Raw genomic sequence first — 19,611 nt, 5'->3', positions numbered from 1 at the left:
TCGTGGCATGACAGGCACTGCACCGTTACTCGGCCCCCGTCCAGCCCATCTTGGTTCGCACGAATGCAGTCAGCAAATCCGCATTGGCCTGATGCTGTTTGACGCGCGGATGCTGGCCGTAGCCGGTGAACGGGAAGAACAGCGTATCGATGCGCGCGTCGCCTGATGCGCGCAGGTTCGCCACCGCCGACGTAACGTAGCCTGGCCACACGGAACCGGCGCGGGTCGCATCCATGCTCCCCAGCGCGCAAACGATGTACGCTTTCGGATACAGCGCGCGCACGCGGGCAACGAAGGCCTGGTAGGCCGCGATGCGCTGCGCATCCGTCGGTTCCGGCTGCAGCTTGTGATCGCGCCCGATCAGCCAGCTGTCGTTCTGCATCAGGTTGACGACGACGACATCGGGCGTCCAGCGCTTGAAGTCCCAGCGGCTGTCGTTGTCGCCGACGGCATTCAGTTGGTCATAAAAATCCGGCATCGTGAAGGGGAACCAGCTGATCATGACGCCGATCCCGCTCTGCGACGTGATGTGCGCTTCGGCGCCAAGCTGGCGCGCCGCGATCGACGCGTAGGATTGGTAGTTGTTCTTGTCCTTGCCCAGGTCGTCCCGACCGTCGTCGGGTGCTTCATTGCCCATGCCGCTCGTGATCGAATCGCCAAAGAATTCGATCCTGCGCTTGGGCCGTGGGGGCGGCAGCGCCAGCGTCGCCTCGTCATCGAGCTCGATGCCCTTGAAGACGGTCGCGCCCTCCTCGCCCTCGGTGCGTTTGGTGAGCAGAAAACGGTGCGCGCCTGGCGCCAGGCCATTGGCGACCAGGTAGGTCTTGCTGCCCTTCTCGAGCTGCAGGATGACCGGTCGCGTGGTGTCGCCATCGACGAACACATTGAAGTAATTCTTGCCGTTCTGGTCGTCGAGCACGATGGCCAGCGAGGTCCCGGTGAAATTGGCGGCGATCGACGTGCCAGGCCAGCTCAGGACAGGCGCTTTGGCATCGGCCATGTCGACGCGCCCCGTGTAGGCCAGATGCGGATGATCTGCGGCGATCTGATTGGCAGCGCCAGCCGGCGCCAGGTGCAGCAAGGCGGCCAGGACGAGTGAATACGCGAGATTTTTCATGGAAGTCAGTACGAAAAAAGCCGGGCGCGCGCTGGCACCCGGCTGTTGCTAAGCGCCGTAACGATTACAGCTTGATGGTTACCGGCTTGCCGTCATAGACCACGGTCTTGTCGGCCGCGTCCAGGTTCTCTGCCGTCGACACGCCCGGCTTGATGACGCGCACCTTGAACTCGCGCTTCATCGGCATGCCCTTGTACTGGCCGGCGCGCTCGCCGATCTGCACGACGCCCGTCTTGTCGTCGTAGGCGATGCGGATGCGGCTGGCTTCACCACGCTCGTAGGCATTGGTCACGCCGTCGTCTTCGTACAGCGTGGCTTCACCATTGGCGCCCGCATACACGAACAGCGTGACCGGTGCATCCGGCTTCTCGTCCACGTACTGCGTCACCGGACCCGCCGTGATGACCGAGCCGGCCTTGACGAACAGCGGCATACGCTCGCGCGGCGCCTGCACGGTGCGCGTGGCGCCGCCCTTGAAGCGCTCGCCCGTATGGAAGTCATACCAGTCCGCGCCCGCCGGCAGGTACACCTGGCGCGACGTGGCCTTGTACACGTACACCGGTGCCACCAGGAACGATGGACCGAACATGTACTGGTCCTTGATGTTCTTGACCTTCTCGTCGTGCGGGAAGTCCATCACCAGGCCACGCATCATCGTGCCCGAACCGTAGTGCGTGTCGGCCGCCATCGTGTAAATGTACGGCATCAGGCGATAGCGCAGCTTCAGGTACCACACCATATTGTCGCGCATGGTGTCGTCGCCATTGGCGATATTGTAGATCTCGCGCTTGACCACTTCACCGTGCGAGCGGAACAGCGGCGTGAAGGCGCCGAACTGGAACCAGCGCTGGTTCAATTCACGCCATTCCTTCATGTCTTCCGGATTGGCTTCGGCGCGCGATGTGACGCGGTTTTCCTGGGCCGAGCCCACGTCGCCCGTCTGGTAGCGCACTTCCTGCGCGTAGCCGCCGATGTCGTGGGTCCAGTTCGGGATGCCCGACATCGACATGTTCGTGCCCGATGCGATCTGGTCGAACAGGTTGTTCCAGCGGCCGACCGTGTCGCCGCTCCACACTGCCACCGAATTGCGCTGGATGCCGGCAAAGCCCGAACGCGACAGGATGAACTGGCGTTTGTCCGGCTGGTCGCGCGCCAGGCCATCGGCCATCGCGCCCGTGCTCACCAGGCTATACGGGTTGAACGTGATTTCGCCGGCGCCATACACGGTCGGGCCGATCAGTTCCTTGAAGTCTTCCAGGCGGCTGTTGGACAACACGTCAGGCTCGGTATTGTCCATCCACCATGCGTCAAAGCCCAGGTCGACCAGTTTGGTTTTCAGCTGGCGGTAATAGATGTCGCGCGCTTCCTTGGTGTAGGGATCGTAGTGGCTGTTCAGGTAACCCTTGCCGACCCAGTCACGCGAGCCGTTCTCGACGTTCTTGGTCCACATATAGCCCTTGGACTCGAGCTCCTTATAGTTGTCGGTATTGGCGTAGAACTTGCCCCACACCGACAGCATGATGCGCGCGTTCTGCTTGTGCACCGCGTCGACCATGCCCTTCGGGTCGGGGAAGCGCTTCTGGTCGAAGTCGTGCGAACCCCAGCCATCCTCGGGCCAGTAGAACCAGTCCTGCACGATGTTATCGAGCGGCCAGCCGCGCTTGCGGTATTCGGTCACCGTGTCGAGCAGCTGCTGCTGCGTCTCGTAGCGCTGGCGCGATTGCCAGAAGCCGTACGACCACTTCGGCATCATCGGCTGCTGGCCGGTCAGGTGGCGGTAGCCGGCAATCGCGCGGTCCATGTTCTCGCCGCTGATCACGTAGTAGTTGATCGCCTCGGCGATCTCGGACGACAGCGTCAGCGAATGGCGCTCCGGCGCCGGCAACGGATTGTTGTGCGTGATCGCGACCATGCCGCCCGATGGCTTCCACTCCAAGTGCAGCTTGACCGGCTTGTTTTTGGCGAACTTGACTTCGAAGTTGTGGTACCACGGGTTCCAGCCCATGCGCCAGACGTCCATGACCTGCTTGCCGTCGACGGTCAGCGTCGCGTAGTCCGACGAGTACAGCTGCATCTTGTGCACGCCTGGCTTGTCGCTGCTCATCGTGCCTTCCCAGACCACGCGCACGTCCTTCAAGTCCTTGTGCGGGCCGAGCTCTTTCGGCCAGTTCTCGTCGAGGTCCTTCAGGTACTGGTAATCGATGTCTTTCTCCTGGCGCGTCAGCGCCAGCTTGCCGCCGATGTAGTAGCGGGCCGTCAGGCCTTCGCTCTTGCCATCGGCGCCGCGCAGCACCAGGTCACGCGACATCAGATCGTACGGCGTCTGGTCACCGAAGCGCGAGATCGAATTGTTATCCCACAGGACGCCATAGCCCTTGTCGGACACGACGAACGGCACCGCGGCGATCATATTGTGCTGCTGGAGCAGCACGTCTTCGCCGTTGTAGTTCATCTGGTTGTTCTGGTGCTGGCCCAGGCCGTAATACGCATCCTTCGTGCCGTGGTTGAAGCCCTGCTTGATCGCCACGAACGGCTTGCCGCCCACGTTCACGGGCTGCATCGATTCGGATGCCTGCGCCAGGAAGCGCTTGCCATTCGCATCGAAGAAGGCGACCTGGCCATCCTTGAGCGACACGGTGGCGGCGATCTTGCCGGCCTTGAGCTGGACCGAGTCCTTGCCGGGCGTGACGGTGAAGGCGCAGCTGCTCGCGCATGGCTTGGCGACCGTCATCAGGGATGGCGTGAGCGTCTTGTCGGCCTGGTCGAGCTTGACCACCTGGACGATGTTGTCGCTCATGAGGTTCAGCCGCACCACCTTGGCGCCGCTGTCAGGACGCACCTCGATACCGGTCGCGGTCTGTTGGAAGGTGCCGGCATCGGCCCCGGTTGCCGCCAGCATCACTACTGCGGCCGCCACTTGTGTCATACGCATTTGTCGATCTCCTGTTGTGTACTTTTTATGCTTATTACTTGTTAGGCTTACTCGGTATAGGTGCCCAGCCGGACCTTGAGGACGGTCGGCGTGGCCGGCAGGTTCAGGCCGTAATCGGTCTGGTCGCCATTCCAGTTGCGCTCCATGACCCATTTACCGCTGGCGTCGAAGCGTCCTTCTTCGACCCGCGCCAGCATCGACGGCTTGCCGTCGTTGGCGCCGCTGCCGGAGAGCTTCACGCGCGCCTGCTGGCCGACGATGACGAATTCGTTGTCGCCGATCTGCGCGAACGCAACGCCTCCACCCGGCTGCTCGGTGCCCGACTGGTACTCGTTCTTGTCCTTCAGGTACTGGCGCTCGCCGAACTGGAACTCGCGGAACGACACGTTCGCCGTCCACCCCTTCATGGCCACCGTCTGCGCGGCGCGGTCATCACCCTCGGCCACGCCGTAGGTACGGCCTTCGAACGCCCAGCGCGCCCACTGGCGCGTCATTGGTGCAAACACGCCGTACACCTTGGCGAATGGTTCGACCATTCGCTTGTCGGTGTGCTTCGCGCCCAGTGGGTAGTTGCTGTATTCGGCATAATCCAGGCCGAACGGCGCCACGCCGATTGCGCCCATGCCCAGGGCCTGGTAGACATAGCGCGCGTAGCCGGGTGCATTGCCCATCTCCGGGATCATCAATGCGTTGTCGGGCCGCTGGAACGACTTGAGGATCGCCGTGACTTTTTTCGATTCCGGCATATAGATGTCGGGCGCGGCGAAGTCGATGTGGGGCGCGGCCACTTTGTAGATATCGAGCACGTCGTAGGTTGGCCCGCCGCTGGCGAAACCGCCACCGTCCTTCCACAGTGCCGCCGGTTTGCCGTCCAGCGCCGGTTCGCGCAGTGCATTGTTGACGAACATCGGCAAGTCGTAAACTGCGCGGCCGGCCTTGGCGATCGACTCGATGTAGCTGGCGATGGCCCAGGAATGGAAGTACTGGGCGGCGTAGTCGCCATACACCTGGGACCAGGTTCCGCTCGTGACGCCCTGAACCTTCGGCGTCTGGCGCGCCACGACGGCGGCCGGCACGGGCTGCGCGAACGCGGCCTGAGCGCGCGCGCCGAAGTCGCGCTCCACCCCGTAGGTACCGACTTCGTTCTCGACCTGTACCAGGATCACGGTGCGGTGCGCGCTGTCGATCTTCTTGATGTGTTCCATCATGCGCACGAACGCACGGCGGTCCAGCGCCAGCGTCTCTTCAGCGAACGGCGAATGGCTGTAGACGGTCTTGCCGTCCTTGTCCTTCATGCGCGGGAAGCGCGCATTGTCGAACTTGACCCATTCCGGCAGGTAGCCGGGCCCCGTGTTCTTCCAGGTGCCGAACCAGACGATCACGAGGCGGATCTTGTGTTCGCGCGCCTGTTTCACCAGCGTGTCAAGGAAGCTGAAGTCGAAGCTGCCCTCCTTCGGTTCGACCTGCTCCCACGCGATCGGCATCTCGAGCGTGTTGGCGCCGGCATCCTTCAGCGCGGCCCAGACCTTCGGCAAGGCCGCCGGGTAGTTGCTGGAGTTGTGGGCCTGGCCGGCCAGCATCGTGAACGGCGCGCCGTCGACGATCAGGGCGTGGCGGCCGTCCTTGCTTTCGAGGCGTGGCAGGTCGGGCGCGGCCAGCGCGCCGTGCGCCGTCAAGGCCAGGCACAGTGGCGCGAGATGCGTCAGGCGGCGGGCGATCTGGTTCAGCTTCATGCGGGTTGTCTCCTTCGTGGTGTCGTTTTTTTATTTGAACAGCGAGGCAGACACGGTGCGGCTCTGCCCTTGTTTGAGCTCGACTTCGGTCACCCAGGCGCCGTAGCGCAGCTTGACCTTGCCGTCGTTCGACGGGGCGCGCACGGTGACGTTCTTCAGCAGCCCCTTGCGCCAGACGATGTCGACTTCAAAGCCGCCGCGCGCACGCAGGCCCTTGACCGAGCCGGTGGCCCAGGCCTTGGGCAACCCGGGCAAGACCTGGATCTCGCCCGCGTGCGATTGCACGAGCATTTCGGCCATCGCGGCGGTGGCGCCGAAATTGCCGTCGATCTGGAATGGCGGGTGCGCATCAAGCAGGTTCGGGTAGGTGCCGCCTGCGTTGTTATGTTCCGAGAAGATGCCGCCCTGCTCGGCGGCGCGGGCGCCCGGCGCGGCCAGCACGCCGCGCAGCATGCGGTGGGCGCGTTCGCCGTCGTGCAGGCGGGCCCAGAACGCCATCTTCCACGCCATCGACCAGCCGGTGCCGGCGTCGCCCCGCGCTTCGAGCGTGCGCTTGGCGGCAGCGGCCAGCTCCGGCGTTTTGACGGGCCCGATCTGGCGCCCCGGGAACAGTGCGAAAAGGTGCGACACGTGGCGGTGCGTGTCATGGGGCGTATCGAGCACCGGATCGTGTTTCTCGTCCAGCCATTCAAGCAACTGGCCCCAGCTGCCGATGCGCGGGCCGGCCAGGCGGTCGCGCATGTTCGTCAGCTCGGCGCGCAGTTCGGGATCGACGTCCAGGATGCCTGCTGCTTCGACGGTGTTGTTGAAGAGGTCCCAGACGATCTGCTGGTCATAGGCGACACCGTCTTCGACCGGGCCGTGCTCGGGCGACCAGCCTTGCGGGGCCACCAGACGCCCGTCGGGCAACACCTTCAGGTAGTCCTGCCAGAAGGCGGCAGCCTCCTTCATCATCGGATAGGCCGTCTCGCGCAGGAAGCGTTCGTCGCGCGTGAATGCGTAATGCTCCCAAAAGTGCTGGGCGTACCAGGCGTTGCCCGTCTTGTTCCACAGGTAGCCCATCGCGCCGAACGGGTTCGACTCGGTGCGCAGCGTCCAGCCACGTATTGGCTTGCCATCCTTGCCCTTGAATTCCTGCGCCGTCTGCTGACGCCAGACCGGCGCCAGGCCATTCACAAAACCGAAGAACGGCTCGGCCAGCTCGGAGAGGTTCGTCACCTCGGCCGGCCAGTAATTCATCTGGACGTTGATATTGGTGTGGTAGTCGGCGTTCCATGGCGGCGCATAGCTGTTGTTCCACAGGCCCTGCAGATTGGCCGGCAGCGAGCCGCGCGAACTGGCGGTGAGGAGGTAGCGGCCATACTGGAAATACTGGGCTTCGAGTTCCGGGTCGCCGCCTTCGCGCGTATAGGCCAGCAGGCGCGCATCGGTCGGCAGCGTGCGGCGCTCGGCGAGCGTCGGGCCCAGATCGAGCTCGACCCGCTTGAGCAGCCCGCCCAGATCGCGCTCGTGTTCGACGCGCAGCTCGTCGACGGGGCGCGCCGCGGCCGTGCTTACTTGCTGCGTCACGCGCGCCAGCGGGTGGCCGCCTTCGAAGCGGCGCGCCGGATCCATCACGAAACTGGTGCCGGCGCCTAGCACCAGCGTGAGCGAATTCGCATTCGCAAAGCCGATCCGCTTGCCGTCGACGGCCAGCTTGCCGCCGTCATTCTGCACCTGCACCTGGCTCGCGTACGACATCACGTTCGTGCTCGGCGCCTGGTCGGGCAACACAAAGCCGGCCAGCGTGCCCGCCGCGTAGAGGCGGTTGCCGCTGACGGCCAGGTTGGCGCCGTGGCGGTCGGTCAATGCGACACTGCCCGTGTAGCGGCCCGGCTTGTCGGCCGACAGGCGCAAGACGATCACCTGGGCTGGATAACTGGCCCACGCTTCGCGCTTGTAGTTCACGCCATCGTGCGTGTAGGTGACCGTGTGCACGCCGCGTACCAGGTCGAGCGTGCGGCGGTAGTTGGTCACACCGCTCGCATGGGCTGGCAGGTCGACCAGCACATCGCCGAAGGGTTGAAAAGCGCCCATCGTCTTGTCGTCGCCGGTCCAGAGCGTGATGTCGTTGAACTGCAGGTGTTCGCGGCCCGGCTGGCCGAACACCATGGCGCCGATGCGGCCATTGCCGATCGGGAGCGCTTCCTTCTCCCAGCCGGTGTCGTTGTCCTGCGCGGGCGCGTGGTAGCGCAAGACGAGGTCGGGAGCGGCCAGCGCGGCGCCGGCAAAGGTCAGGCCGAAGCCAAGGCTGGTGGCGGCAAGCGCCAGGCGCAGCGTGTGATTCAAGGTCATTGGGTAACAGGCTTTCCGTGCACGATGCCGCGTCCGGCAGTGCTCATGTAGACAACGCCGAAGCGGTTCATGTCACCGACGATGAAGTGGCCGTCGCCAGGGCCGCCATACTGGTGCGCGTCATCATTGATGCGCTGCCAGGTGGCGCCTGTGTCGAGCGAGCGGTAGATGCCGCGAACGCCCTTGACACTGCCCCAGATGAACACCGTCGGATACGTTTTGCCCGGTGCAGCCTTGCCGAAGCCGACCGCGCCGCAATAGTCGATATCGAATACCGGCTTGAAGCTGGCGCCGCCATCGATCGAGCGCGCGAGGCCACCCTGCTTGAGCGGGGCCCACAAATCGCCTTCACGTTCGGGCGCGGCGCGGATCAGGCGCGAGCCGCCCGAAGGCAGGCTGGCGCGCGCCGTGAACGTGGCGCCGCTGTCGCTGCTGGCCACCAGGGCCTTGTCATCATACGCGTAGAACACGTTCGCCCGCACCGGATCGGCCACGGCGCGCATCCGGTTGCCCGTCAGGCCAGCGACCGGGGTCCAGGTCGCGCCCGTGTCGCCGGAGCGGAACGAGGTCGTCGAGTCCTGCGGCGTGTGCACGAGCGTGGCGCCGTCGGCCGAGATGGCAATCTGGCCGCGCTTGCCCTGCATCGCCGGCGTCTTGTTCCAGGTGGCGCCGCCGTCGCGCGTGACCAGCATTGCGTCGCCAACCCGCACCAGGGTGCCGGGCCGGCGCGCCGCCGCGTCGAGACCCGTGGTAGTGCCGATTTCGGGCTTGTGGATGCGGCCATGGCGCGCCGGATCGTCGTGCACGAAGCCGTCGTAGTCGCCGATCGCAGACACCAGCGGCGCGCTCGGCATGCTCACCAAGCCAAGCGGCACCGTCTCTTCCAGACCCTCCACCGTGAAGGTCCAGGTGGCCGGCACGGCATCGATGTTCGCGGTGCGGAAGATGCCGTTGCCGGACGTGACCCAGACCGCGCGGGGATCGCGGGGATCGAATTCGACCGAACCGGCCCAGTGGATGGCGTGCCCTTCGAGCCACGGCACGCCGGCGGCGTCGCGCCGAAAGCCCCGCGCAATCACGTCGGTCCAGGTGGCGCCGGCGTCGTTCGATACCAGGATGCGGTCGCCCTTGGCGTCGCCCTGGGGGATGAACGTGTTGATGGTCGAGACGACGAGACGGCGCGGGTTGGCCGGGTCGACGCTGATGCCGGCGAACGGGCGCGTCCAGCCGGCCGGTGTGACATCGGTCCAGGCGCCAGTGGCCGTTTTGTAGCGCCAGACCTGGCCCCGTTCCATCGGCTCGGTACCGCTTTTATCCGGATGCGGACCGGCGCCGTCGGCGTAGGCGATATACAGGTTGCCTGCGCCATCGAGCGCGGCGCGTTGCGGCATCAGGTCCGCCGGCCCGCCCGTCACCGGCTGGAAGCTCGCGCCGGCATCGTCGCTGCGGTACAGATTGGGGCCGACGCTGCCGAAACGCGAGACGCCGACGAACACCCGGCGCGCATGGCCGGCCTGCACGCTGGCAGGATCGGGCAGCACGATGTTCAGGCCGACGTCGTTCGGCGTCGTCGTGACCGGCAGCGCGTCGTTTCTCTGCCAGGACTTGCCGGCGTCGTTGCTGGTAAACAGGCCGTTGCGGCGAGAGCCGAGGTACAGGCGCGTAGTCAATGACTGATGCGACCCCGGGTCGACGGCGAGCCGCTCGCCGTTTTGCCGGCCGAAGCCGTTGCCATGCGTTTTGAACTGGGCGGTGACATCGACGACGTCGAACGTCTTGCCATAGTCGGTCGAGCGCAGGATGGCGGTGCGGCCACCGTTCAGGTAAGCGATGCCGGCCAGCAGCCAGATGTTGCCGGCGTTGTGCGGGTCGACGGCGAGCGCATCGATGCCCAGGAAACCCGTCTGGTCTTCGCCGACCCAGTCGAGCAGCGGATACCAGCGGCCCTCTTTTGCGCTCCAGCGGTAGGCGCCGCCAACGTCGGTGCGCGCATAGGCGACGTCCGGCTCGCTGCGGCTTGGCACGACGGCCGTCACGAATCCGCCGCCACCGATGGCGACGCTGTCCCAGGCGTAGGCGATGGTCGATGCAGTCGCTACAGTCACCGATACGCCAGCGTCAGAGGATGGCGTCGTGGTCGCTGCATTCGTGACGGTGGCCGTGGCCGTGGCAGCGGCCCCGACGACGATGGCCGCGACCGCGCCCACGAACACGCCAAGCTGGCGCGCGTACGTGGAAGGCATGGTGTCTCCTGATTGTTCTTATGTGTCGCCTGTGGGTGGCGACTATTAGCTTGCTGCAAACCATGCTAAACAATACAGACGACGCTGGCAAGCAGAATGTTCGCGCTAACAAATAAATTTAAGGATACGAACCGGGATGTCGGCCAACTTCTCCACACAGTCATGATTGCGTATAACATTGGAGACCTACACGAATTCAACACAGGAGATTGCATGAACATCAACGGAGAAATGATCATTGGCGCAAGCATCGTGCGCGGCGCAGCCGGCACCGTGCGTGCCTACAACCCGGGCACGAAGCAGGAGCTGGAACCTGCGTTTGGCCTTGCCACGTCCGACGACCTGGCCCGTGCCTGCCTGCTGGCCGACGCTGCCGTCGAGCCGTACCGCGCGCTGAGCCTGGAAGAGCGCGCCAATTTTCTTGAAACGATCGCGCAGCGCATTATCGACCTGGGCCCGGCGCTGATCGAGCGCGCCAGCCAGGAAAGTGGCTTGCCGACAGCGCGTCTCGAAGGCGAGCGTGGCCGCACTGTCGGTCAGCTGCGCCTGTTCGCCAAGGTGGTGCGTGACGGCTTGTTCCTCGAAGCGACACTCGACTCGGCCCTGCCCGAGCGCACGCCGCCACGCGCCGACCTGCGCATGCGCAAGATCCCCGTGGGCCCGGTCGCAGTGTTCGGTGCCAGCAACTTCCCGCTCGCGTTTTCCGTCGCCGGTGGCGACACCGCCTCGGCGCTTGCCGCCGGCTGCCCGGTCGTCGTCAAGGCGCACAATGCGCACCTGGGCACGTCCGAGCTGGTCGGCAAGGCCGTGTTGCAGGCAGCGCTCGACTGCGGGATGCCCGAAGGCGTGTTCTCGCTGCTGATCGGCGAAGGCAACATGATCGGCGGTGATCTGGTGAGCCATCCGGCGATCCGCGCCGTGGGCTTTACCGGTTCGCGCGCAGGCGGCCTGGCGCTGGCGCAGATCGCCAGCCGCCGCAAGGAACCGATTCCCGTGTACGCCGAAATGAGCAGCATCAATCCGGTCTACCTGCTGCCGGGCGCGCTGGCCACTGGTGGCGCCGCGCTGGCAGGCGCGTTCGTCGACTCGCTGACGATGGGTGTCGGCCAGTTCTGCACCAATCCGGGCCTCGTGATCGGCGTGGCCGGGCCGCAGCTCGACGCGTTCCGCGCTGCAGCAACGGCAGCGCTGCAGCTCAAGCCGGCGGGCACGATGCTGACCGCAGGCATCCACGCCGCCTATACGGACGCAGTCGGCATTCGCGCCGGCATCGCGGGCGTCACGCTCGTCGCGCACGGCAGCAGCGACGGCGCGGGCTGCGCAGCGAAAGCGGCGCTGTACGAATGCGACGCCGCCACCTTCCTGGCCAATCCGGCGCTGGAAGAAGAAATCTTCGGCCCGGTCTCGCTGTTGATCGCGTGCCAGGATGAGCACGAACTGCTGGCCGTCACGCGCCATCTGGAAGGCCAACTGACGGCCACCGTGCATGCGGTCGCGAGCGACCATGCATTGGCCGGCGCCCTGTTGCCGCTGCTGGAACGCAAGGTCGGCCGCATCCTGTTCAATGGCTTCCCGACCGGTGTCGAGGTAGCGCATGCAATGGTGCACGGCGGCCCGTTCCCGGCCACCACCGATCCACGCAGCACGTCGGTCGGCGCGACCGCCATCGAGCGCTTCCTGCGCCCCGTGTGCTACCAGGACGTGCCGGCTGGCCTGCTGCCCGATGCGCTCAAGGACGGCAATCCGCTGCGAATCGCCCGCCTGGTCAATGGCGAGCTGAAGCTGCCTGCGTAAGCACCACGGACGCAGACCAGCGCCGCACCCCAGGACCGCGGCCCGACACCGCGACCCTGGTCTGCCCGGCCCGCTACAGATGCTGCCGTTCGATATCCTCGGCATCGCCTGACAACATATGCGCATCGTCCGGGGCGAACGCAAGTTCGACCCGGATCTCGTTGGCGAGGATGACCTTGCCAGCCGGCGGACGATCGCCATCGACACGCACCCAGGACAATGCGAGCTCGCCGAAATTGACGCGGTCTTGCCGTGCCAGCAGAAACGACACATCGAATTCGATCCGTGGCGTGCCGTGGTGCGCTGCAGCGGCGATCTGGAATGCGCCCAGTGTGCCGATGAGCGACGCCTCACGCTCGGCCCGCGACGCGAACACGGCCGGCATGTCGAGATACAGCGCATAGAAAAAGCCCCCCTTCTTCGCCGCTGTGCCCACCGACAAGTTGTCAAACACCAGCTTGATGGTTCCCGGCATCTGCAGAGAATCGACCCTGGAATCGGCGCTGGATTCGGACTCACCACGATCACGGCACAGCGCAACGACCCGCGCAAGTTCAGCCGCATCGCTTTTCGCCAGCCGCAGCAGTACCGATACCGATTGCTCGTCGAACGGCACTTGCGCCACGCCACTGACTGAGCGCCGTGTGCTCGACAGGCGGCGCCCCGCCACCGTCCTGAACGACTGGAACGGCGGCCGCTCCAACAACGCAGCACGGGCCGCAGACACGGCAGGGACCGGCGGCAGCATCGTCGGCACCGCATTGGACGCATACGTCGTGCCCAGCCAGGCGGGAATTCTGGTCTTGTAGCGCTCGATGCTCAGAGCGTTCGCATACACATGGTTGCCCGCCCAGTAGACGTCGCTGTTGGTCGACGAATACGGATTCGCTGACTTGGGCATGGTCTTGCCCGCTAGCTGTGACCATGCATGGGTCAAGCGGTCGACACTGGCGTGGTGCAGGAAAAAGATGGGGTCGAGCGGCGACTGCATCGTGCTCATGACGCCGCCAATCAGATCATGGACGGGGGTGTGCACGTCTTCGATGATCGGCTCGAACGCATTGCTTTTGCCGCGCTGAAAATTGCGCACCGTTGACGCGAATGGCGCCAGGCTCAGCGCACCGTACACGTTCGAACTCTGCCTGGGCATGTACAGCGGATTGCCCGGTGCCGGATCGGTAAATTCCGTCGGCAAGGTCGCGTACGAGTAATAGTCCCAATACGGCAGCGTCAGGTAGGGGTTGCCGGACACGCTGCGCAACTGCTGCTCGAAGTAGTACAGATAGCCGCGGTGCCACGAAATGAAATACGGCACGCCGTGCGGACAGGTATTGACATGCACATTGGACCAGTACGACAGTGAACCCGGGCTGGCCTGATTGGCGTTGGCGCGCATCGTCGCAATGGCGTTGACGAAAGCCGGATACTGGCTGGTGGTCTTGAACTGCTTCCATTCGAGCCGTGGGCCGCTGCTTGCCTGCGCTGCGGCCAGGCCGGGGAAGCACTGTGCAACAGTGACCCCGAAACCTGTTTTTAAAAACCTTCTCCTGGCACCACTATGGGTTTTCATCGCATCCCCCGACTGAACAAAAAGCTGTACATGTTCAGTCGAGTGTAGGAAAAGAACCGGCCGATGGCGTGCGCACGATTGCCTGATTTAACAGCGATCAAAAACGCGCCAGAGCGCGTGGCTCACATCGGACAATTGGTGCGCTGGTAGCGATAAATCCAATGAAGCTTAACGCGTGTTGCCGCGCGTCGCGACATCCAGCCACACGGCCAGTGTCAGGATCAGGCCCTTGACGATCATTTGCCAGTACGCATCCACGTCCAGCATCGACATGCCGTTGTCCAGGCTCGCCATCACGAGCGCGCCCACCAGCGCGCCGTGCACGGTGCCCGCGCCGCCGCGCATCGAGGTGCCGCCGATAAAGCAGGCAGCGATCACGTCGAGCTCGGCCGACACGCCGGCCGACGGCGAACCGGCCGCCAGGCGCGCCGTGTTGATCAGGCCAGCCAGCGCGCACATCAGGCCCATCAGGCCGAAGATCCACAGCTTTACCTTGCGCACGTCGATGCCGGACAGGCGCGTCGCTTCCATATTGCTGCCCACCGCGTAGATGCGGCGGCCAAAGACCGTCTGGCGCGCGATGTAGCTGAACACGCCCAGCAGCACCAGCAGGATCAGCACCGGCAGCGGAATGCCTTCGTAGCTGTTGAAGGTCGAGATCAGCCCGGCCAGCACTGCGCCGGCAACGACCACGCGCAGCGCCGAGCGCCACATCGGGATCACCGGCAGCTTGTGGCGCGCCTGGCTCGCGCGCTGACGCCAGACCAGTACACAGGTCAGCACGAACAGGCCAATGCCCAGGATGCTGCCCCACAGCGGCGGCAAATACGCCTGGCCCAGCTGCTCCATGCCCGGCGAGACCGGCGCCACGGTGGCGCCGCCGGTCAGCCCCAGCACGACCCCGCGGTAGGCCAGCATCCCGCCCAGGCCGACAATGAAGGACGGTATGCCCGCATACGCCGTCAGGTACCCATTCAGGAACCCGCACAACAAACCCGCGCCGAGCACGATGATGACCGACAGCGGCAACGGCAAGCCATGCGTGACATCGAGCACGGCGGCCATGCCACCAAGAAGACCGAGCAACGAGCCGATGGACAGGTCGATTTCGCCGGCGATGATGACGAACACCATGCCGCAGGCGAGGATGCCGGTCACCGACATCTGGCGCATCAGGTTCGACAGGTTGCGCGCCGAGGTGAAGCCGCCATCCGTCTTCCAGCTGAAGAAGGCCCAGATCAGCGCGATCGCCACCAGCAGCGCCAGAATCTTGTACTGCGTGAAAATCCGTTTGAACGTCATCGTGGTCATTGTGTGATTGTGGTTGTCATGCGTGGTGAGGAATCGACGGCGCTGCCGCCGCCTGGCCCAGCGCGGCGGCCAGCACCGTTTCCTGGTTCAGGTTCTGGTTGACGAAGTCGCCGTTCAGGCGCCCTTCCTTCATCACCAGCACGCGGTCGGACACGCCCAGGACTTCGGCCAGTTCGGACGAAACCATGATGATCGCGATCCCCTGCGCCGCCAGTTCCAGCATCAGTTTGTAGATTTCGAACTTGGCGCCGACGTCCACGCCGCGCGTCGGCTCGTCGAGGATCAGCACTTTCGGGCCGGTCAGCAGCATCTTGGCCAACACCGCCTTTTGCTGGTTGCCGCCCGAGAGCGACGTGATGGCCAGCGCCGGCGTCGCGGTCTTCAGCGCCAGCCGGCTGATCTGCTCACTGACGGCACCTGCTTCTTCATGGTCGTCGATGCGGCTCGCGTGCGAAAAGCGCGGCAGGACCGACAGTGTGATGTTTTCGCCCACCGACAGGTCGCGCACGATGCCGTGGTGCTTGCGGTCTTCGGGCACCAGCGCGAAGCCGGCGCGGATGGCTTTCAGGGGTTCGGACGTATCGACCTTGCGGCCCTCGAGCCAGACTTCGCCCTCGTGCTTGCCCGGATAGGCGCCAAAGATGGCTGTCACCAGTTCCGTGCGCCCGGCCCCGACGATTCCGGCGATGCCGAGGATTTCGCCGCGCCGCACCTGGAACGACACGTCGTCAACCTTCTTGCGGCCCGGCTGCTCGGGGTCGTAGCAGGTGATGTGGCGAGCCTCCATGACCACCTCGCCCACCGGATGCGGCAGCGACGGATACATCTGGCTCATCTCGCGCCCGCACATCTGGTTGATGATGCGCTCGACGCTCATCGCTTCCATCGGCGTGGTGGCGATATGCTTGCCATCGCGGATGACGACGACGGTGTCGCAGATGGCCGCGACTTCTTCGAGCTTGTGCGAGATGTAGACGCAGGCCACGCCGCGGCTTTTCAGGTCGCGGATGATGTCCAGCAGGACCGCGATTTCCGACGCCGTCAGCGATGCCGACGGCTCGTCCAGGATCAACAGGCGCGCGTTCTTGTTCAGGGCCTTGCCGATCTCGATCAGCTGCTGGTGCCCGCCACCGTAATGCTTCACCGGCAGCACCACGTTCACGTCAGGCAGCTTCAGGCCGCGCAGGATCTCCGCGGCCTTCTGATTCATGGCCGGATAATCCATGCGCCCGCCGGGCAGCGTGATCTCGTTACCCAAAAAGATATTCTCGGCCACGCTCAGTTCGGGCACGAGCATCAGTTCCTGGTGGATGATGATGATGCCGGCATCCTCGGTCTCGCGCACCGAGCGCGCGCGCAAAGGCTGGCCATCCAGCACGATCTCGCCCTCCCAGGTCCCGTGCGGGTAGACGGCCGACAGCACCTTCATCAGCGTCGATTTGCCGGCACCGTTCTCGCCGCACAGGCCGATGCACTCGCCCGGGCGGATCGCCAGGTCGATGCCATCGAGCGCAGGCACCCCGTTGAATCGCTTGGCGATTCCCTTCATTTCAAGCAGATAGCCGGCCATCGAAAGACTCGTTTCAAGACGTTGGACCACCGGCCGGCGAGGCTCGCCAGCCGGTGCGCCCGCAGGCGCGGGCGCTGTAGCAGGGTAACGGCGGCTTATTTACCAGCCAGCTGGCCTTGCGTATAGAAGCCGTCCTTGACCAGCATGTCGACGTTGGCCTTGTTCAGCAGGATCGGCTTGAGCAGGATGGTGTTGACGGGCTTGAAGCCGTTATTCAGCTGCGCGTTGTAGGCAGGCTTTTCGTTCCGTACCAGTTGCACGGCCAGCGTCGCGGCGCTGGTGGCGATATTGCGCAGCGGTTTGTAGACCGTCATCGACTGCGTGCCGGCGATCACGCGGCGCACGGCGGCCAGGTCAGCGTCCTGGCCCGAGACCGGGACCTTGCCCGCCAGCTTCTGCGACGACAGCGCCTGGATCGCGCCGCCTGCGGTGGCGTCGTTCGAAGCCACGACGGCGTCGATCTTGTTGCCGTTGGCGGTCAGCGCATTTTCAATGATGGCCATCGCCTCGGACGGGCTCCAGTCCTTGACCCACTGGCGGCCAACGACCTTGATGTCGCCCTTGTCGATCAGCGGCTGCAGCACCTTCATCTGGCCTTCGCGCAGGATCTTGGCGTTGTTGTCGGTCGGCGCGCCGCCCAGCAGGTAGTAGCTGCCCTTCGGTTTGAGCGCGACGATCGACTGCGCCTGCAGTTCGCCAACGGCCTTGTTGTCGAACGAGATGTAGGCGTCGACATCGGCATTGAGGATCAGGCGGTCGTACGACAGCACCTTGATCTTGGCTTTCTTGGCTTCGCGGATCGCGTTGTTCAGCACCGTCGCGTTGTACGGCACGATCACCAGGACGTCCACGCCGCGCGAGATCAGGTTCTCGATCTGGGCGATCTGGCGCTGCTCGCTGGCGTCGGCCGACTGCACATACACCTTGGCGCCGAGCTTTTCGGCCGCGCCGATGAAATAGTCGCGGTCACGGGTCCAGCGCTCGAGGCGCAGGTCGTCGATCGAAAAACCGATCTTCGGATTCTTGGCGTCGGCCATGGCGGGGGCGGATGCGAACAGCATTGCGCAACCGATGCCGACTGCCGTGATGAGTTTTTTCATGCTTGTCTCCAGTGTATTTTCGACGCCCGGACGGTAGGGCCCGGGCGAAGTTCCGACATTCTGCTCAAGAATGGCTATGAATGCCACTTTTAGTCATCGTACAAACGGCGGTTTAGTGGTTATGCCGCGGCATCGCGCCAGCCACGGCACGATAGGGCAAGGCCAGTTCCATGCAGGCGCCCGTGTGCAGCTGGCCCACCGTGGCGCGGTAGATCTCTTGCCACGGTGTCTGGCTTGGCGGGATCGCCGGCGGCGTGTCGAGCTTGCGCGCCTCGAGTTCGGCGTCGGACAGCAGCACGTCGCAGCGGCCATGCACCAGGTCCACGCGCACGATGTCGCCCGTGTGCAGCAGCGCCAGGTTGCCGCCGGCTGCGCTTTCGGGTGACGCATTCAGGATCGACGGGCTGTCCGAGGTGCCCGACTGGCGACCATCGCCCAGCGTCGGCAGGTTGTTGATGCCGCGCTTGATCAGCGCATCGGGCGGCTGCATGTTGACCACTTCGGCCGACCCGGGCCAGCCGATCGGACCGGCGCCGCGGATGACCAGCATCGTGTGCTCGTCGATGCCGAGGGTCGGATCATTGATGCGCGCATGATAATCGTCCGAGCCGTCGAACACGACGACCTTGCACTCGAAGCAGTTCTCGGCGCCCGGCGTGGCCAGGTAACGTTCGCGGAAGCTCGGGGAAATCACGCTCGTCTTCATGATCGCAAAATCGAACAGATTGCCTTTCAAAACCAGGAAGCCCGCATTTTCCTTGAGCGGGTCGGCAAATGGGCGGATCATCTCGCGGTCCATCGTCTGAAGCATGTCGATGTTCTGGGCCAGCGTTTTGCCGGTCACCGTCAGGCGATCCGAACGCAACAGGCCAGCCTGATCGAGTTCCCACATCACGGCCGGCACGCCGCCAGCCCGGTGGAAGCGCTCGCCCAGGTATTTGCCGGCGGGCTGCATGTTCAGCAGCAGCGGCACTTCGTAACCGTAGGTCATCCAGTCTTCAGTGGTGATCTCCACGCCGGCATGGCGCGCCATGGCCATGATGTGCGGCTGCGCATTGCTCGATCCGCCGATGGCCGCGTTGACGACGATCGCATCAAGGAACGCGTCGCGCGTCAGGATGTTCGACGGGCGCACGTCTTCCATCGCCAGGCCGACGATGCGCCGGCCCGTCTCGTACGCCATCTGGCCGCGCTCGCGGTATGGCGCGGGAATCGCGGCGCAACCGGTCAGCGACATGCCCAGCGCTTCGGCCACGGCGTTCATCGTCGACGCCGTGCCCATCGTGTTGCAATGGCCGGCCGATGGCGCCGAGGCGGTGGCGATATTCATGAATTTCTGTTCGTCGATCGACCCGGCGGCCAGCTGGCGGCGCGCCTTCCAGATCGCCGCGCCCGACCCCACCAGTTCACCGTCGAACCAGCCGTCGAGCATCGGTCCGCCCGACAGCACGATCGCCGGCATGTCGACCGTCGACACGGCCATCAGCTGGGCCGGCGTGGTCTTGTCGCAGCCGGTCGTCAGCACCACGGCATCGATCGGGTAGCCGTGCAGGATCTCCACCAGGCCCAGATACGCCAGGTTGCGGTCCAGCGCCGCGGTTGGGCGACGGCAGTTTTCAAAGATCGGGTGCAGCGGGAATTCCATCGGGATGCCGCCGGCATCACGGATGCCGTCGCGCACGCGCTTGACGAGTTCCAGGTGGACGCGGTTGCACGGCGTGATGTCGCTGCCGCTCTGGGCGATGCCGATGATCGGTTTGCCCGAGCGCAGTTCGTCGGGGGTGATCCCGTAGTTCATGAAGCGCTCGAGGTACAGCGCCGTCATGTCGATCCGCTCCGGATTGTCGAACCAGTCCTGGGAGCGGAAACGGAAGGTGGATTGCTTGGTCATGCGGTGATTCTCCAGT

At 64.7% G+C, this 19,611-nt stretch carries 11 protein-coding genes; 1 reads left to right on the top strand and 10 read right to left on the bottom strand.

Annotated features, from left to right (window positions below; translation table 11 throughout):
- Positions 1–25: 25 nt before the first annotated feature.
- The 5 genes from HD842_RS06195 to HD842_RS06175 all read right to left on the bottom strand — a co-directional run bounded on the left by HD842_RS06195 (position 26) and on the right by HD842_RS06175 (position 10,359).
- Entirely contained in the window at positions 26–1,117 is a 1,092-nt protein-coding gene (locus HD842_RS06195) for an SGNH/GDSL hydrolase family protein (RefSeq protein ID WP_183552305.1), read from the bottom strand.
- A gap of 64 nt (positions 1,118–1,181) precedes the next feature.
- Complete coding sequence (locus HD842_RS06190) at positions 1,182–4,049, bottom strand: glycoside hydrolase family 31 protein (protein ID WP_183552304.1); 2,868 nt, start codon at positions 4,047–4,049, stop codon at positions 1,182–1,184.
- Between the two features lie 47 nt (positions 4,050–4,096).
- Positions 4,097–5,782 (bottom strand): DUF5597 domain-containing protein, encoded by a 1,686-nt coding sequence (locus HD842_RS06185; protein WP_183552303.1) that lies wholly within the window; start codon positions 5,780–5,782, stop codon positions 4,097–4,099.
- A gap of 30 nt (positions 5,783–5,812) precedes the next feature.
- Positions 5,813–8,116 carry a glycoside hydrolase family 95 protein gene (locus HD842_RS06180; RefSeq protein ID WP_183552301.1) on the bottom strand — a complete coding sequence of 768 codons (2,304 nt, stop codon included), beginning with the start codon at positions 8,114–8,116 and terminating at the stop codon, positions 5,813–5,815.
- The gene (locus HD842_RS06175) at positions 8,113–10,359 is read right to left on the bottom strand and encodes an exo-alpha-sialidase (protein WP_183552299.1); all 2,247 of its coding nucleotides are present in this window, start codon (positions 10,357–10,359) and stop codon (positions 8,113–8,115) included. The genes HD842_RS06180 and HD842_RS06175 overlap by 4 nt, the downstream gene beginning before the upstream one ends.
- Positions 10,360–10,572: 213 nt before the next feature.
- Here HD842_RS06175 and HD842_RS06170 point away from each other — a divergent pair, with 213 nt between their 5' ends.
- Positions 10,573–12,153: an aldehyde dehydrogenase (NADP(+)) gene (locus HD842_RS06170; protein WP_183552297.1), complete on the top strand. Its 1,581-nt coding sequence runs from the start codon at positions 10,573–10,575 to the stop codon at positions 12,151–12,153.
- Between the two features lie 73 nt (positions 12,154–12,226).
- Here the strand turns inward: HD842_RS06170 and HD842_RS06165 are convergent, their stop codons facing one another.
- The 5 genes from HD842_RS06165 to HD842_RS06145 form a co-directional block, all read right to left on the bottom strand.
- Entirely contained in the window at positions 12,227–13,723 is a 1,497-nt protein-coding gene (locus tag HD842_RS06165) for a tyrosinase family protein (RefSeq protein WP_183552295.1), read from the bottom strand.
- A 168-nt stretch (positions 13,724–13,891) separates the two neighbouring features.
- Complete coding sequence (locus HD842_RS06160; protein ID WP_183552293.1) at positions 13,892–15,034, bottom strand: sugar ABC transporter permease; 1,143 nt, start codon at positions 15,032–15,034, stop codon at positions 13,892–13,894.
- Between the two features lie 16 nt (positions 15,035–15,050).
- Positions 15,051–16,604 carry a D-xylose ABC transporter ATP-binding protein gene (gene xylG / locus HD842_RS06155; RefSeq protein ID WP_183552291.1) on the bottom strand — a complete coding sequence of 518 codons (1,554 nt, stop codon included), beginning with the start codon at positions 16,602–16,604 and terminating at the stop codon, positions 15,051–15,053.
- A 95-nt stretch (positions 16,605–16,699) separates the two neighbouring features.
- Positions 16,700–17,704, bottom strand: a complete 1,005-nt coding sequence (gene xylF / locus HD842_RS06150) for a D-xylose ABC transporter substrate-binding protein (protein ID WP_183552288.1) — start codon at positions 17,702–17,704, stop codon at positions 16,700–16,702.
- A 112-nt stretch (positions 17,705–17,816) separates the two neighbouring features.
- Complete coding sequence (locus HD842_RS06145) at positions 17,817–19,595, bottom strand: IlvD/Edd family dehydratase (RefSeq protein ID WP_183552285.1); 1,779 nt, start codon at positions 19,593–19,595, stop codon at positions 17,817–17,819.
- Positions 19,596–19,611 lie beyond the last annotated feature (16 nt).

The organism is Massilia aurea (assembly GCF_014200505.1).
Taxonomy (GTDB): domain Bacteria; phylum Pseudomonadota; class Gammaproteobacteria; order Burkholderiales; family Burkholderiaceae_D; genus Telluria; species Telluria aurea_B.
The sequence above is the reverse complement of the archived record's forward strand: the minus strand, read 5'-3'. Positions and strand labels throughout refer to the sequence as shown.